Below are 16,037 nucleotides of genomic sequence, written 5' to 3'. Positions count from 1 at the left end.
TAAAGTCATTAGAACCTTTAATTTACGAAATTATTAGGTAGTAGATTTTAAATAGAAGAATAAGTAAGGGGAAATCAAGATTTTTTATTAATGTTTTAGATATTTTCCAGAAAGCTATAAATTGTTTTAAATATAGTGCACGCAAAGGAGACAGTTCCTGTGCTAAGTGAAAAAGGAGATGAACTAATGCTAAGAAATAATCGAAAAGTTATGTTTGTTTTTCTATTAATACCATCTTATTTGGTTTTATTCATAATATTAATAGGATTACAAGTTGGGTCAATTGAATGGGGACGTGCTGCAGTTTTTATAACATCAAACCTTGCATCAGCATGGTTACTGAGTTTTAGAAAGAATATACTTTTAAATATAATCGGTTCTTTGTTCTTTATTGGTTATGGATGGAGTTGGTTTTCAATAATATTTAATCCACCAATAGACTCTGCTTTTCCACCTGCAATACTTCCTTGGGAAATAGGGGTATATTTTGGGGTTGGATTTATGTTAATAGGGTTATTTGCACTGACATATGGAATTTTAAAGAGAAGGTTGGAAAAGGAATTTTAAAAAGTAAGAAGATTGATTAGTGAGCGGTTTCCTTAAAATAATACGATAATGTTGCATTTTCTCATAAGACTTAAAAAACTGTTAGGGATTAGCTTCAAAGCTGAGTGAGGTAACATCTGATAACAAAATATTTCCGTTCGCTATGTACATTCCTTCACCAGGTGCAAGCACAGCCTGTGAATAAGGCTCTGAGTGTCCGGTTCAGAGACGTCGGCAACACGTAACGTTATAAGACATTACATCACTCAATTCGGGGTATTTCTTTTGGGTAAAAAAAAGTATTTCTAACATGATATTATCATTTGAAATGGTCTAATAATACTCCAAAGAGATATATTACTAAAGTAAATTGATACACAATTTGGGGTTTGAAATAACCTAATAAAAGGGGGTCTATGAGCGGACACCACCCCTTTTTGAGATAAATTGCAAAGGAGAGAGAATATATGTTATGTCCAAGAGATTATGATTGTGACAATGGTGATAAAATGATTAGAACTTATAAGGTTATAACACTGTGTGGGAGCACTAGATTTAAAAAGAAATTTCTTGAAGTGCAAAAAGAATTAACATTAAAGGGTTGTATTGTTATTTCTGTAGGACTGTTTGGTCATTCAGGTGATAAAGAAGTTTGGACTAAAGGAACTAAAGAAATGTTGGACGATATGCACAAAAGAAAAATAGATATGGCTGATGAAATATTTGTAATCAATGTAGATGGTTATATAGGCGAAAGCACACGTAGTGAGATAAGTTATGCATTAAAAAATAATAAGACAGTTAGATATTTAGTAGATGCGTAATAGTCAACAATTACGCATCATGTCTAACATCATTAGTAGTCGGGGTCACCTAAATATTTTCGTAAAGATTATTTATAAACAATGAGTAGACAAATTTCAAGTTGGAGGTTTATCATGAAAAAATGGTATGATGAGGAGTATGAATGGGAAATCGAGGTAATAGGGTTTCTGCGTGGTGACCACACAGAGCGGTATTGCCGAAATGGCGAGGAAGTCGGAGATAAGTATACCTGCACCTATGGCTGTCCTGTAAATACAGATGGACAGGGTATTTGCTCCAAAGCAATGATGATTATGTTTCCAATTATGGAGGCTGTCAGAAGCGGTGGAGATTTAGAGAATATCGGCGGAACTAGCAAATATAGCAAAGATATTGTATGTCCAGATGGCTGCGTTATGTTTAGGCTGACGGCAAAGAAACTTAGGAATGAGAATTTTTATAAGGGGAAGTTTTTTGATTAATTTTAAATTTATTGCTACTGGTATAAGAAGTGGGAGGGAATTTATAAGGCGTATAGCGATTCTATTTTGCGTTTTAATATTGCTAGTATGTATTATTTTAAGTTGTAAAAGTAAAGTTGATAAAGACACAAAGCATACTATTGAATTTTATAATGCAGTCGAGAAAAATTCAGATGAATATATGGTCAGCAGTGAGCCGTTGTTTACAGATGATAATATAGATTATTATGACTGGAGTACCCATACAATAGTCTTCAAGGAAGGCTACATTGATAAATATAAGGAACTTAACAGTAACAATGAGGACAAAAGCACAAATTCTAACTCAGGAACAGGGGTTACCCTCATTTTTCATGAGAGTATTTCAAACACAATGGATAATAACAGGATAGGTGGGAGCAAAATATTTGATACTGGATCTAGGGATAAGTTTATAGTTTATATCGATAATGAATTGATATATGATGGATATTATAATCAATCTATATATTCTTCCTTTCTTCCGATTGGAGCAGTAATGATTGACCGTTCAGATGGTGTAAGAATTACTCTTAATCCTGTGGGTGTTGAAGATAATAGGAATGACATTAGAATTTACAATGCTTTAGAGTCACTAAAAATCCTTAAAAATTAGAGTTGTGGATTTCGTAGTTTACTTGGCCTAACAATGCATTTGCATAATGTTCGTACGAGGGTCATTAAGCCTATTGGCACATGCTATACTATAGTATAATGAAAGGGAAGATCAAGAGTTATGATTGTTTTAAATGGAGGCTCATACTATCCTGAGTCTAAAGTAATTGATAAAGAGTGGATTAAGCTTATAAGTAAAGAAGATTTAATAGGATTTGTTCCAGCAGCTACAGTTAGATCAGAAAAAGAATATTTAGATTTTTTCAAAAAACAAATGGCGAATTATAGGTTAACTAATATTCTTCCTATTGATTTATGTAATGGTTGGGAGATTGCTAATAGGGCTAAAGTTATTTTTATTGCAGGTGGTAATACATATAAATTAATGAATATTATAAATACATCAGGGTTTTCGAGGTTTATAGAAAAGAAGTATAAAGAAAAGATATTTGTAGGTAACAGTGCTGGAGCGGTAGTATTTGGAGAAGATATAAAAACCGCAAATAGTGATGATATTATTGGATTGAAAGATACAAAAGGGTTAGGAATAGTTAAATACTCTATATGCCCTCATTATACTAACGATGAATATTCAAGACTAAAGAACATCGCATTGAAGTCAAACAATAAAGTAATAGGACTACCAGAAAGTTCTGCACTAGTGATAGATGAAAAGGGTGAAAGAGTAATTAATGAAATAGAAATAATAAATCCAATATAAAATAAATTTATTGGATAGAATGTTATATACAAGTCAGAACACTCGGTACATTAGCCCTTGTCAGGGCATGAGCGCCTCCTTTTAAGGTTGGGAAAAATCGCAAATCCGAAACGTTATAGTACATTTCCTACCAAGTATTTCTCTGGGGTAAATAAACCGGTGAGAGGAGTTTAAGAATGACTAGATTACTTTTGGGAACAAAGAATGAAACAAGAAAAGAGTATATCAAACAAATATTGAATGATTTACAAGTAGAAATATTAAGTTTAGATGATCTAGGCATTACAATAAAGATTAAAGAGAATGGTAACAACCCTGTAGAGAATTCTAGAATTAAAGCAATAGGATATTATAAGTATTCCAATATACCAACTTTATCGATAGATACTGGATTATACATTGATAAATTCCCAGCTGATAAACAACCAGGAACTAGGGTAAGAAGAATTTATGGTGATGATAGCGAAGCTTCCGATGAAGAAATGCTTAATTATTATATTGAGGAATTAAAAAAATGTGGTGGAGGAAGTAAAAGAGTTTGGAAAATAGGTATAACATTGGTTATCTCACATAATGAAATCTATTCAACTACTTTGGATAGAGAAACCATGTTTACTTCACTGGTCTGCAAAAAAGTTACAGCAGGCGAGCCATTGAACTCAATACAGATAGAACCAAGTACAGGTCACTACCAAGCTGAACTAACTCATACTCAAAGAAAAGAAAACCAGAAAGAATTATCACACCACATTAATAAATTTATTGCTACATACTTATTAAGAGAGCCTGGGAACATCCGGTAACAATACATTTGCGTAAGGTTCGGGCGAGGGTCGTAAAGCCTATGGGGACATGCCCTCACACATGCCTCAACCTAAGCTGAAGAAAGGACTAAGAACAATGGATTTTGAGTATAAGAATTACAAATTACGAAAAGCGACAAAGGAAGACGCTAATGGATTCGTAGAGATTAGCAATGATTGGAATGTTATGCGTTATTATGGGGACAGTGGCGCAACAAAAGATTTAATACAAGCAGAAAAACAAGTTGAATGGTGTAACGAACTATTCAATAATAACTGTGGTAGATGGATAATTGTAGATAAAGAGATTAATGAATATATTGGAGACATAGGATTTTTTGATTATGAAACCGCCCATAGGAAAGTTGAAATTGGTTTTAGATTGATGAAAGAATTTTGGGGGAGAGGTATAGTTTCTAGTTTTATTCAGCAACTTTTGAATTATGGTTTTAAAGAGCTAAATTACAATAGAGTACAAGCATATGTTGATGCAAGAAATGAAGGCTCAAAAAGAGTATTACTAAAGAATGGTTTTACTTGTGAAGGGATTTTGAGAGAATTTGAATATGAGTATGGAGGATTTATTGATCTAGAGATGTATTCAATTCTTGATAGAGAATTCAAAAACGAATAGGAGTTATGGTACTATGAATAGTCGCGTAACAGCTATAGGTAAAATCTATTTGCATGAATGTTGTTAACATCACATAGTTTAGATTCAACGAAATTGTTGTAAGTATTTATAAATATTATGATGAAAAGCATTCTTACATAAATTTAAAAATATCATAAAAACTTATAAGTAGGTTATGGAGGAATAAAATGAGTAAGAAAGTATGTTTTGTTTCAAATTTGTGCTTATTATTGTGGTTTTTTCTAGATATAGTGGGAATGAATATTGGTGGTTATATTTTAGTTACAAGATCATATAGTGATGATGGGATATTTTTTCTTATATTTTTAATCTTATTTATCGGGTTTCTTTTGAAAGAGAGAATAGGAAAATATTTGCTCACAGGCTGGCTTTTTATGTGGTTTTCAACCCAATTTTTATCTCATTGGTACTTCACAATATTTGGACCTTCAGAAGGAAAAATAAATTATTTTGCTGATACTATAAAGCTAGTATCATCTTCTAATATTTACATACCTGACTTATATCATATAATACTGCATATATTAATTCTTGTTTCCTTAATAAATATAATAATTTATTGTTTTTCTACAAGAAAGTTAAAGGTATTCAATAACACGTATGATAAGCATGATGCTATGAGATAGTTCTTTATGTGAAGAATTTTGAGAGGGAAAAGATATCGCACATCTTATAACAATATGTTTAGCGCAAGGGTACTGAAGTTAGTTTTTGGAGTCCAAAGCCTTCGCACCACATTCCTTCGCTGGGTCCAAGCACCGCCAAGACGGTATTCCTATGAGACCATCTTAGGAACGTCGCAAACAGGAGACGTTTGGTGAAAACTTACACATTTTTATTGTTAATTAATTTCAATTCAGTACAAAATATTACATAATTCAGTTAGTTAAGAAATACAATCTTTTTTATATCGTCGCACCAATACATTATATGGTTGTAGATGCAACGGGAAATTCCGCTGTAATAGAGTTTGTGAATGGAAAAATGGTTACTACAATGAAAAATAACGATTATCATGTAGTAACTAATTTTAGGTTACATAATAATCCGAATCAAAATGGATTTGGGAAAGATAGATATGAAAACATTGAAAATGAACTAGAAAAGTGCCAAGGAATTATTTCGGTTAAGGATGCATTAGAATTGTTAAAGAAAAATGTAATACCAGGTGATGAGCAATGGTCAGCTGTATATAATCTTACTAAAAAGAGTGTGCAAGTAACCTTTTCTAGAGACTACAATCATGTGTACAAATATGAATTATAAGCATAATATTTGATAAGCATTATATTATAGGAGTAAAGACATTATTAGGACCCGACGTCCTGTTGGTCTGTCTTCGAGGGTCGCCCGCTACTTCACTTAACCAATGCATCTTCCAAGGGTTCGCAGGGTATACCTTTGGCAGGCTCACCACATCGTTTCGCTAACCAAGTCAGGTCTGCATTAAGCGCTCAGAGACTCGCAGCCATGAGCAGACCTTGTAAGCTCAACGACGTCGCAGATGCGAAACGTTATGTGTCATTGACTTATTCATAGCGAGGGATTCTTTTAGGTCAAATATATAGTGTATACTTGAATCATTCATTTCTATCCAACATAATGATATAAGGAGGTATGAGCAAATGAATATTGCTTGTTTATTTGATATACATGCGAATTATCCAGCATTGAAGGCCGTAATGAATGATTTAAAAGAATATAGTATTGATAAAATTGTTATTGGAGGAGATTTTCTATCTGGACCAATGCCGTGTAAAACTCTTGAAGAACTTTTTATGCACAAAGAAAAAATTGTTTTCATAAGGGGAAATGGTGAAGACGATATATTAAAATCGATTAAAAGTATGCCATTAAACCACCTTTCTAAAACAGCGAGAGAAGCTATAAATTGGGTGTCACTCCAAATAGGAAGTGGATTTGAGAATTTTTTAGAAACATTACCAATGACTCTTGATTTGGATCATGACTTTTTAAAAAGAATAAGTTTCTGCCATGCAGTTCCAGATTCAACAACTACAATCTTTACAAGAAGGACAAGTATAGAAAAATTACGTAAGCTATTTGAAAATATAGAAAGTAACTATTTAATCTGTGGTCATACACATCTTCAATTTAAAGTTGAGATAGATGGACTTAAAATATATAATGCAGGTAGCGTTGGTATGAGTTTTAGTAATCATCTTGGAGCTGATTGGATTTTAATAGGTAATAATAAAGTAATGTTTAAAACTACTGAATATGATTATGATAAGTGCGAAGAGATGTTATTACAAACAACGTATCCACAAATAAAAGAATTCATAAAAGATAATGTGTTTAAGTTTTATTGTGAGGAAGATGTTCTTAATTATTTGGAGAATCTACAATTATGATAAAAAGCTTAAAAGTTTCTTTTCTTTAAGGTTAGAATTAATTCGAAACTGTGAGTAAGTATAATTTCAAATAAAATAGGATAAGAGCTTCTAAGCTGAATGATTCAACATCATATAATACCGTATTGCCAACATGGACTACAAATCGGAAGTATGTCTACGTCGGCAGTACACAGAACGTTAGATGACATTATCCATTTCTATTATTATTTGAGGTTATACATTGATTATTATGAAAGGATAGATTTAGAAGATGAATATAACTTTAGTATTTTACATACTAAATTCAACATTATTACTATTGCATGAGATTGAATCTGGATATGAAAAAGAATGGAAAATCTTAAAGTTACCATTCAGAATTACTGGGTTTCTTATTCTTCATATTCCAATAATTATTTTAATGTTTTATGGACTACTAGAATTATATAAACAAACACAAATAGGATTAATTCTAGGAGTTATTACTGGAATTGGTGGAATAGTTCCCTTCTTCGTTCACAAAAAAATTTTTTATCGAGAAGGACATTTTGATTCGCCAATATCAAATATTTTAATTTATACTAGCATACTTACAGGGGGTGGGACTATTATTCTATCAATATGTTCTATCATATGAAATTCTTTATATTATGAGACAAGGCAATAAGGGAGAGAGTAAAGTCAATAAAAATATTAGTACAGGCTTGGTTATAGTTTTGTAGCAGATGGTCAATGTAGAACATCATCTAACAATATATTTTCGTACGCCACGCACATTACTTCACTGGGTGCAAGCACCACATTCGAAGAAAGGCTCTATAGGTCCAGTTGAGAAACGTCGCAAATCCGAAACGTTAGGTGACAGATAATACTGTTAAATTAAAAGACAAAGATGTAATGTAGAAATTTATGTTATAACGCAATTGTATTAAGATGCGAAGTAGAACCAGTATAAAAAAAGGAGAAAGGTATGCAAAATAAGTTTGATATTCAAGGTAGAGTAAAGGAACAATATAAAAATTCTTGTAATCTATCTGCAAGACTGAACTTACATAGTTTCAACACAAATAAGCTTGATTGGCATGTCTGGTTTTTTGAAAAGATGGATATACCAGAGAATAGCAAGATTTTAGAATTAGGTTGTGGAAACGGAGTATTATGGCAAGTTAATAAACAAGCTGTAAAAGAAAACTGGGATATTACCTTATCTGATTTTTCAGAAGGGATGCTTCAGGACTCAAAACAAAATATAAGCATTGAAAAGGTTAAGTTCGAAATTATTGATATACAGGAGATTCCATATGAAGATGAAAGTTTCGATATTATCATTGCAAGACATATGCTATATCACGTTCCTGATATTGACAAAGCACTTTCTGAAGTAAAAAGAGTTCTGAAACCAAATGGAAAATTTTATGTTTCAACTAATGGAAAAGGACATATGCAAGAATTAATTGAACTGGTAAAGAAGTATGATAAATATATAAATTTCAATCCTTCTAAGTTTGCTGATAAATTTGGTATTGAAAATGGTAATGAAATGTTGAAGCAGTATTTTAACAATGTAAGTGCAGAAAATTTCGATGGACAAATTGTTGTTCATAAGGCAGAACCAGTGGTGTCATATGTAACATCAATTATTAGTGCTAAAGAATGTTTATCTAATGAACAAGAACTAGAAAGTTTTTATAAATATATAGAAAAAGAGATTGATAAAAAAGGAACATTTAGTATAACAACAAAAGTAGGTATGTTTATAGTGACAAAACTTTAATGCAATTAGTACGGGATAATTAACTAATGCACATTCTTCTTATTTTAGGAACTAATGTGCTCACTTATATAAGCTCTACGTTATATAATGTATAAATTTTATTTTTTATATAGTAGGAATTTGAAAAAGAGATTTATAGAATAAATAGTTTATGCTAAAGTAACTTAATATGAAGGGAGGAGGAACAAATAGAATGAAGATTATTGAGTTTAATTTAGTAACAAATAAAATGAAAAAGATGATGATTGAAGATTTGGAATACTTGTATAGTAAATTGTACATAAATGAAAACTTAGAGAAAATAGAAAGTTTACTAGGAAGCGAAATAGAAAAATGGATGAAAAACAAAGTTATAAGTGGTGCTATTTGTATGAAGGATGAAAAAATGGTAGGATTTCTATTTGCTGAACTAAAGAACGATGAGCAGAAAAAGCAAGCTTGGGTTCCTAGCTTTGGAATAGCAACTTTTGGTGAAGACAATGATAAAATTCTATATGAGTTATATAAGCATTGTTCTAGTCAATGGATTGAATTAGGATACTTTGAGCATGTAATAGAAACATTAGACATAGACAATCAAGTGTTTAGTTTGCAAATGTTGGGATTTGCATTCCAACAAGTTCATGGGTTGTTAAAACTCTCTAACTATAAGGAAGGTGAATCTGATGCAAAAATATCAATAAGGTCTTTAAGGAAAAATGATTCTGATGTTTTAAGAGATATGGCTGACATTATATATAGATATCAAATTGCTTCACCAGTATATGCTCCACTCAAAGTAGAGACTATAAAGAGGATTAGAGATGGTTATGCTAGCCTAGTAAATGATGATGAAGTAATGCTATATATATCTGAAACAGATAGACCAGTTGCATTTCAAGCTCTATGGGAAGCTGATTATGGATACCTAGTACCAGAAAAATGTGTTGATCTGTCAATAGCAGGTACTTATGCAGATGTCTCACATAGTGGAGTTGGAACAAAATTGATGAATTATGTTGTAAAGGACTTAATATTAAAAGGGTATAGATGGTTATCAGCGGATTGGAGAATTACAAATATAAGCGCAAGACGTTTTTGGAATACAAAATGTGGATTTAATATAACTAAATATAGAATGATAAGGATAATTGATTCTGATATTTCTTATGCAAAATTTAAGTAGAGTCCACGCATTATTTATTACGTATTATTCGCTATAAGTATCGAATCATAAGTAGTGCAAGTGTTCCTAGGGAAAGCTTTTTGGGGTCGAGCCAGTCGGAACCACATTCCTTCACTAGGTGCGAAGCACCGCCAAGACGGTATCCCTTTGGGTCCAGTTCAGAAACGTCGCAAACCGAGACGTTATAAGAGCAGATTTCATCTGAATTCTAAACTTGATATATTGACTAAATAATTTAATAAAATTATACATAAGTTTCGACCAACTATTTCTTTAAGATAGTATATCTATGCATATCAGAGATCACTCGCCTGAAGTGTAGAACGACAAAAATTAATAGATGGTGGCATTTAATCTTAATATTTAATAATGACTAATGTATTCTTTCAAGTAAAGATCGCTATAGACTTTTAATTACTACTATTTACAACTTACCTACATATCAAGTATAATTTGTAATAAGTGTAACGGGTCACTAGCTAATTGCTATGACTAAAAGAGCCACCAAGTTGAAGGTGTTGTTCGTTCTTACAATAGGAAAACGTAACATATGGACGGCAAGTTATGAATAATTGAAAATGAAAAATTTCTATCGACAAATGTATTTTAAATTGATGAACGCTATTGACTAAAGTATATGATAATCAGAAGTACTTGATCAATAGCTCTTACTTTATTAATAGTTAATAGATTTCAATTTCTTTGCTTCACTAAACTATCTGTTAACTTTTAGATATTGACTATGGTAAGATTGAAGAATGAGATGAAAAATTTGAATTTGTAGCAAAGATAATAAGCTGTTATTCTTGTAGGAGCATTGAAACAGAACTACAGAAAATTTATATTATACGAGGTGAAAGAGAATGAAGGAATTTAATATTGGCTCAATGCTGCTATTTGGTGGTTATCATTGGCGCATTCTTGATATACAAGGTAATGCGGCCTTGATTATAACTGAAAATATGATCGAACAACATCCCTATAATAATTGCGCTGGTGATGTGACATGGGCTGACTGCTCGCTAAGAAAATATCTTAACGGTGAGTTTTATAATAAATTCACCGCGACCGAACAGTCAAGAATCACTCCTGCATTAAACAATAACCACGACAATCAGTGGTACGGTTCAAGAGGCGGAGAAGATACTCGGGATTACATATTTCTTCTAAGTATTGAAGAAGTAGTGTGCAAATACTTCGGTGACAGCAGTAAAAACCTTGAAAACCGCAGCGCCAAACAACGATACTGGTTTCAAAAGAAAGATAAAAACAACAACAAGCGAAGATCGACATTTGATGGGTATTCATGGTGGTGGTGGCTTCGGTCGCCCGGGCGTGACAATAGAAGAGCTGTATATATCCACGGCGATGGCAATATAGGCATTCAGGGAAACGGTACTTTTCGCTACAGTAGCAACACAATTCACCCTTCAACAGGTGATAACAGCGGTGGAGTTCGTCCCGCTTTGTGGTTGAGTTTGTAATTATAAACCTTGGGGCACTTTTCCCTTACAGAGGGTACTATTACTGACAATGAAAGAAAATATGGTGAGCGGCAGTATGAAGTTGATTTTATCAATCATATAGCAAAATAAATAAATCTGTATAGTATGTATGATCGCTCCTGTAGTGGAAGCAAAACAAAGCTATTGGACATACCTCAACCTAAGCTCATCTGGACACTCCATTAGCCCTTATCAGGGCATGAGCACCTTCGCTCTAAGTTGAGAAACGTCGCAGATGCGAAATCGTCGGCGACACTATCAACAAGTATGTGAATATAATGAGGTGATTGAAATGAATGAATTTTTGGAAGGTGGCAGAACTGGTATATATAAACATGATGATTTTGTTTTTAGACCTACAGAAATATGGACAGAGTATATTCATCTTTTTCTTAGGTATTTACATTCTCAAGGATTTGATAAAGCACCATTTCCATTTGGAATAGATAAAGTTGGAATAGAAAAAATATCATATTTAAAAGGGAATGTATATAATGAACTGCTACCAGAAGACGCAAAGAGTGATGAGGCTCTAATCTCATTATCTATATTAATGAAACAATTTCATGATATTGGTGAAGAGTATGCTAAGAAATTAACTGGTAAAGAAAAGTGGATGCTCCCTCCTAGATCTCCAAATGAAACAATGTGTCATGGAGATTTAGCACCCTATAATATTGTGATGGAGGGTAAAAAAGTTATCGGGATAATTGATTTTGATACATTGCATCCTGGACCAAGAATGTGGGACATAGCTTATTCATTATATAGATGGATACCATTAATGTCACCAGATAATCCTGAAAATTTTGGGAGTGAAGAAGATAAGCATAGACGATTGAGTTTATTTATTAATACCTATGGGCTAGATTCTATAGACAATCAAGAAATTATTCAGTGGGTTGTACAAAGATTAGAGTATTTAGTTAGTTTCATGGAAAGAGAAGCTACAAGCGGAAATATAACATTTAAAAAGCATATTGAAAATGGACATTTAGAGCAATATCAAAGAGATTTGAAATATCTAGAATTATTTTGGGGATAATAGTCCAAAGATTCCGTTGATAACATCGCCTAACAATATATTTCTGTTCGCTGCGCACATCTTTTCACCGGGTGCTATCGCACCGCCAGGAAGTCGGGCACTGAGGATCCTGTTCAGGGACGTCGCAAATCCGAAGCCTTAGATCTACACCACAACTATGAGCATTCATTTGGGGGCCTTCTGTATTGCAGGGCAGGAGTGAATTTAATATTAATGATGAAAATTATGTTACTATTTTCAGTTGAATAAGATGAACTGTAGAGATAAGAGGTATAAAGGAGTGAATAGTTTATGTATGTAAAGCCATTAACTCAAGTAGAGAAAAATGATTTGATGGGAAGAGGTAAAAAGATTAGAGATTTACAAGATAAGGGGATATGTTTTGGGTGTTATAATTTTACTTCTGGCGATATATTTCCTGATGATGGATTAATATTTTATGAAGACGATAAAGTTAGATGTCAATTTGAGAAATACCCTAGGGCAACTGGACAAACAATAATTGTTTCTCGAGAACATTATGAAGATATATCGGAAATGCCTCTTGAACTGGGTACACATATTCTAAAAATATCAGATGCAATAATTAAGTTACATAAAGAAATATTACAAGCAAAAAAAGTGTATATGTGTACAATTTGCGATGGCAAAAGAAATCATTTACATTTTCAGCTTTTACCTAGGTTGGAAGGTGAGCAAATAGGTTATGGGCATTTTGTGAGAGAAGAAGGGATTCTTATGGATTACCATCAAGACGTGGATATCTACAAAAAAAGGATGAAAGAGATTATTGATGAATAGTCCTTATTGAATATTTTGGTTTCTCTTAAAACAAGCTAATATTGTGGCATCATTTAACAAAATGTTTCCACAAGGTTCGGGGAGGGTCATACTCTCATGGGTCACCAAGGGGTATTCCTTTTAGGTCGCCCTCACAAATTCCTCAACCTAAGTCCGTCAGACCACTCGGTACATTAGCCCTTTGCAGGCCATGAGCACCTTCGCTCTAAAGGTTGAGAAACGTGGGAAACACGAAATGTTATCTGAAATAAATTACTATGCTATAAAATTGAAGTGGTCATAAGAATATTACGAATTTAAGAGTGATCATTATATAATTATTAGAGTCTATAAAAATTGAGATTAAATAAGGAGCTGAAGAATAAATGAATATAAATGATTATAACCCTAAAGAGAGATTTAGTAGTCGTGCAGAAAATTATTCAAAGTATAGACTTAGTTATCCAAAAGATTTGATTGTTTTTTTGAAGAATGTATACGGGTTTGATGAAAAGTTTGTAATCGCAGATATTGGGGCGGGAACAGGCATACTTACTAAATTGTTCTTAGATAATGGTAACAAGGTCTATGCAGTTGAACCAAATAAAGAAATGCGTGATGCTTCTGAGGAGGCACTTAGTTCATACGATACTTATAACTCTATTTGTGGATCATCAGATAAAACTAATTTAAAAGCAGAATCTATTGATTTGATATCAGTAGCACAGGCATTTCATTGGTTTGACCTGGAGCTTACAAAAAAAGAATTTTTAAGGATATTAAAACCCGACAGTCCGGTTATTATATTATGGAACGATATAAAAGTAAATTCGAGTGAATTTATGACAGAATATAAACATATTAGGGATAAATACTCTGAAAATCTTAATCTTAGTCCAATAGATGAATTAATATCAAGTTTTTTAAAACAACATAATGTACATAAGAAAAGTTTTCATTGCTTAGCTCAATTCAATTATGAAAGATTAATTGGAGAGATAACATCTCATTCTTATATGCCAAAAGAATCTCATGATAGCTATAATGCTATGAAAGAAGAGCTAGAACATATATTTAGAAAATATAATGAAAATGGGAAAATAGTCTTTGAGTATGAGACACATCTTCGTTATTCCTTAAAGGGCTTCAAGAAAATTTGGGATTAAAGAATATAAGAGAGATTTGGTAAAGTAAGTGTAGTGTAGGTATTTAATGAAAGTATGATAAAGCACTTCCGTAATTAACTCCAGATAACAAAAGGTTTGCGTAAGGTTCGGGCGTAGTCAGGAAGCAGGGCATGAGCACCGTCGCTCTAAGGTTGAGAAACGTTGCAGATGGAACGATATCTGAAATTCAATAATTCATATCGGAGATCTAATATAGGGTCTTTCAGCAGGAGGGTCAACACAGAATATGAGAGAATGGTTTACTATCGATAAGGTAGATGAGAAGACATACATAATAAGCGAGTATGCACATTGGGAGAGAGCTCATTCATATCTTCTGATAGGCGATAAAGAAGCGGCACTGATTGATACTGGATTAGGTATAGGCAATATAAAAGAGGTTGTTGATAAACTCACATCTTTACCAGTCGTGGTCCTCACAACTCATGCTCATTGGGACCATATGGGAGGACATAACTTTTTTGAGCAGATATTTGTTCATCATAAGGATGTAAAATGGATTGAACAAGGTCTACCTATATCATTAGAAGTTATCCGAAATCATGTTATAAGAGGTATGAAGAATAATGATTTACCTGTAGGTTTTAAAATTGAGAATTACCATATATTCAAAGGGCAGGTAAGTGGTAGACTGAAAGATGATGATGTTATAGATATAGGTAATAGGTTCGTACGAGTAATACATACACCTGGCCATTCTCCAGGACATGTTTGCTACTATGAAGATAAAACAGGATATTTGTTTAGTGGAGACTTGTTATATAAAGGGACACTTTTTGCATATTACCCAAGTACTGACCCAAAGTTATTCTATCAGTCGGTTGATAAGTTAACAAAGTTAAATGGTATCAGTAGAATACTACCAGCGCATAATGATCTAGACATAAAGGTGGATTTGATTGATAACGTGCTTGAGGGGTTTAAGGAAATAGATGATTTAGGGTTATTAAATCATGGTAGTGGAGAGTTTGATTATGGGGAATTTGCAATAAAGATATAATGGATAGTGTCAGACGCCAGTGATAAATTAGCGTTTACCAGGAGGTTGTATTATGATTTGTTTTGACAGAGGAAAGAATCGATTCAATCTAAGAGTTGCAGGAGTATCTATATATAATGGAAGAGTTCTTTTACATAGAACGGAAAAAGATGATTTTTGGGCATTACCAGGTGGTCGAAATGAATTTAATGAGTTTAGTGAACAAACGTTGGTTAGAGAAATGAAAGAAGAAATAGATGAAGTGGTAGAAGTTAACAGATTACTTTGGATTGTTGAGAATTTTTTTGAACATGAGTCAAAAGAGTTTCATGAAACATCTTTTTATTATTTGATGGATTTTAATGAAGACTCTCTAGTTCTAACTAAAGAAGAATTCCGCGGAATTGAGGGAGATGGGTATTTAATTTACAAGTGGTTTGATATTGAAGATATTGATGAAGTGGAAGTTTATCCAACTTTTATCAAGAAGAAGTTACTTAATTTATCACCTGAAATAGAACATATTATGGTTCGGGAAGATTAAGATAGGAATCGTGTCAAAAACCTCGTGGGTTATGCCCTCACACACCACTCAACCTAA

Annotated in this window: 19 protein-coding genes; all 19 read left to right on the top strand. The window is 32.8% G+C overall.

Annotated features, from left to right (window positions below; translation table 11 throughout):
- Nucleotides 1-159 precede the first annotated feature (159 nt).
- A complete protein-coding gene (locus C1Y58_RS12930) occupies nucleotides 160-567 on the top strand; it encodes a hypothetical protein (RefSeq protein ID WP_105616458.1) in 408 nt (135 codons plus the stop codon).
- Between the two features lie 446 nt (nucleotides 568-1,013).
- A complete protein-coding gene (locus C1Y58_RS12925; RefSeq protein WP_330404422.1) occupies nucleotides 1,014-1,370 on the top strand; it encodes a hypothetical protein in 357 nt (118 codons plus the stop codon).
- Nucleotides 1,371-1,484: 114 nt separating this feature from the next.
- Nucleotides 1,485-1,832: a TIGR04076 family protein gene (locus C1Y58_RS12920; protein ID WP_105616457.1), complete on the top strand. Its 348-nt coding sequence runs from the start codon at nucleotides 1,485-1,487 to the stop codon at nucleotides 1,830-1,832.
- Nucleotides 1,825-2,466: a hypothetical protein gene (locus tag C1Y58_RS12915; protein WP_105616456.1), complete on the top strand. Its 642-nt coding sequence runs from the start codon at nucleotides 1,825-1,827 to the stop codon at nucleotides 2,464-2,466. Before C1Y58_RS12920 ends, C1Y58_RS12915 begins: the two co-directional genes overlap by 8 nt.
- Nucleotides 2,467-2,586: 120 nt before the next feature.
- The gene (locus C1Y58_RS12910) at nucleotides 2,587-3,186 is read left to right on the top strand and encodes a Type 1 glutamine amidotransferase-like domain-containing protein (RefSeq protein WP_105616455.1); all 600 of its coding nucleotides are present in this window, start codon (nucleotides 2,587-2,589) and stop codon (nucleotides 3,184-3,186) included.
- A gap of 176 nt (nucleotides 3,187-3,362) precedes the next feature.
- Nucleotides 3,363-3,989, top strand: a complete 627-nt coding sequence (locus C1Y58_RS12905; protein WP_105616454.1) for a non-canonical purine NTP pyrophosphatase — start codon at nucleotides 3,363-3,365, stop codon at nucleotides 3,987-3,989.
- Between the two features lie 97 nt (nucleotides 3,990-4,086).
- Nucleotides 4,087-4,623, top strand: a complete 537-nt coding sequence (locus tag C1Y58_RS12900; RefSeq protein WP_170311585.1) for a GNAT family N-acetyltransferase — start codon at nucleotides 4,087-4,089, stop codon at nucleotides 4,621-4,623.
- 188 nt (nucleotides 4,624-4,811) lie between these two features.
- Nucleotides 4,812-5,270 carry a hypothetical protein gene (locus C1Y58_RS12895; protein WP_105616452.1) on the top strand — a complete coding sequence of 153 codons (459 nt, stop codon included), beginning with the start codon at nucleotides 4,812-4,814 and terminating at the stop codon, nucleotides 5,268-5,270.
- Nucleotides 5,271-5,517: 247 nt separating this feature from the next.
- Nucleotides 5,518-5,910 carry a linear amide C-N hydrolase gene (locus C1Y58_RS12890; protein WP_330404426.1) on the top strand — a complete coding sequence of 131 codons (393 nt, stop codon included), beginning with the start codon at nucleotides 5,518-5,520 and terminating at the stop codon, nucleotides 5,908-5,910.
- Between the two features lie 359 nt (nucleotides 5,911-6,269).
- The gene (locus C1Y58_RS12885; protein ID WP_105616450.1) at nucleotides 6,270-7,019 is read left to right on the top strand and encodes a metallophosphoesterase family protein; all 750 of its coding nucleotides are present in this window, start codon (nucleotides 6,270-6,272) and stop codon (nucleotides 7,017-7,019) included.
- 253 nt (nucleotides 7,020-7,272) lie between these two features.
- Nucleotides 7,273-7,638 (top strand): DUF6713 family protein, encoded by a 366-nt coding sequence (locus C1Y58_RS27255; RefSeq protein WP_105616449.1) that lies wholly within the window; start codon nucleotides 7,273-7,275, stop codon nucleotides 7,636-7,638.
- A 333-nt stretch (nucleotides 7,639-7,971) separates the two neighbouring features.
- On the top strand, nucleotides 7,972-8,775 hold the full coding sequence (locus C1Y58_RS12875) for a class I SAM-dependent methyltransferase (protein ID WP_105616448.1): 804 nt from the start codon (nucleotides 7,972-7,974) through the stop codon (nucleotides 8,773-8,775).
- Between the two features lie 193 nt (nucleotides 8,776-8,968).
- Nucleotides 8,969-9,940 (top strand): GNAT family N-acetyltransferase, encoded by a 972-nt coding sequence (locus tag C1Y58_RS12870; protein WP_105616447.1) that lies wholly within the window; start codon nucleotides 8,969-8,971, stop codon nucleotides 9,938-9,940.
- A gap of 863 nt (nucleotides 9,941-10,803) precedes the next feature.
- Nucleotides 10,804-11,424, top strand: a complete 621-nt coding sequence (locus C1Y58_RS12865) for a DUF6273 domain-containing protein (protein ID WP_105616446.1) — start codon at nucleotides 10,804-10,806, stop codon at nucleotides 11,422-11,424.
- Nucleotides 11,425-11,737: 313 nt separating this feature from the next.
- Nucleotides 11,738-12,490, top strand: coding sequence for an aminoglycoside phosphotransferase family protein (locus C1Y58_RS12855; RefSeq protein WP_157950079.1), 753 nt, complete (start codon nucleotides 11,738-11,740; stop codon nucleotides 12,488-12,490).
- Between the two features lie 291 nt (nucleotides 12,491-12,781).
- Nucleotides 12,782-13,291: an HIT family protein gene (locus tag C1Y58_RS12850; protein ID WP_105616444.1), complete on the top strand. Its 510-nt coding sequence runs from the start codon at nucleotides 12,782-12,784 to the stop codon at nucleotides 13,289-13,291.
- A 365-nt stretch (nucleotides 13,292-13,656) separates the two neighbouring features.
- Complete coding sequence (locus C1Y58_RS12845) at nucleotides 13,657-14,436, top strand: class I SAM-dependent methyltransferase (protein WP_105616443.1); 780 nt, start codon at nucleotides 13,657-13,659, stop codon at nucleotides 14,434-14,436.
- Nucleotides 14,437-14,683: 247 nt separating this feature from the next.
- Nucleotides 14,684-15,457, top strand: coding sequence for an MBL fold metallo-hydrolase (locus C1Y58_RS12840; RefSeq protein WP_105616442.1), 774 nt, complete (start codon nucleotides 14,684-14,686; stop codon nucleotides 15,455-15,457).
- A 52-nt stretch (nucleotides 15,458-15,509) separates the two neighbouring features.
- Nucleotides 15,510-15,980 (top strand): NUDIX hydrolase, encoded by a 471-nt coding sequence (locus tag C1Y58_RS12835; RefSeq protein WP_105616441.1) that lies wholly within the window; start codon nucleotides 15,510-15,512, stop codon nucleotides 15,978-15,980.
- Nucleotides 15,981-16,037: the final 57 nt, after the last annotated feature.

The sequence above is a fragment of the Vallitalea okinawensis genome (assembly GCF_002964605.1).
In the GTDB taxonomy this organism is placed as follows: Bacteria; Bacillota; Clostridia; order Lachnospirales; family PQDH01; genus Vallitalea_A; species Vallitalea_A okinawensis.
This window is presented reverse-complemented; position numbering and strand designations above follow the sequence as displayed.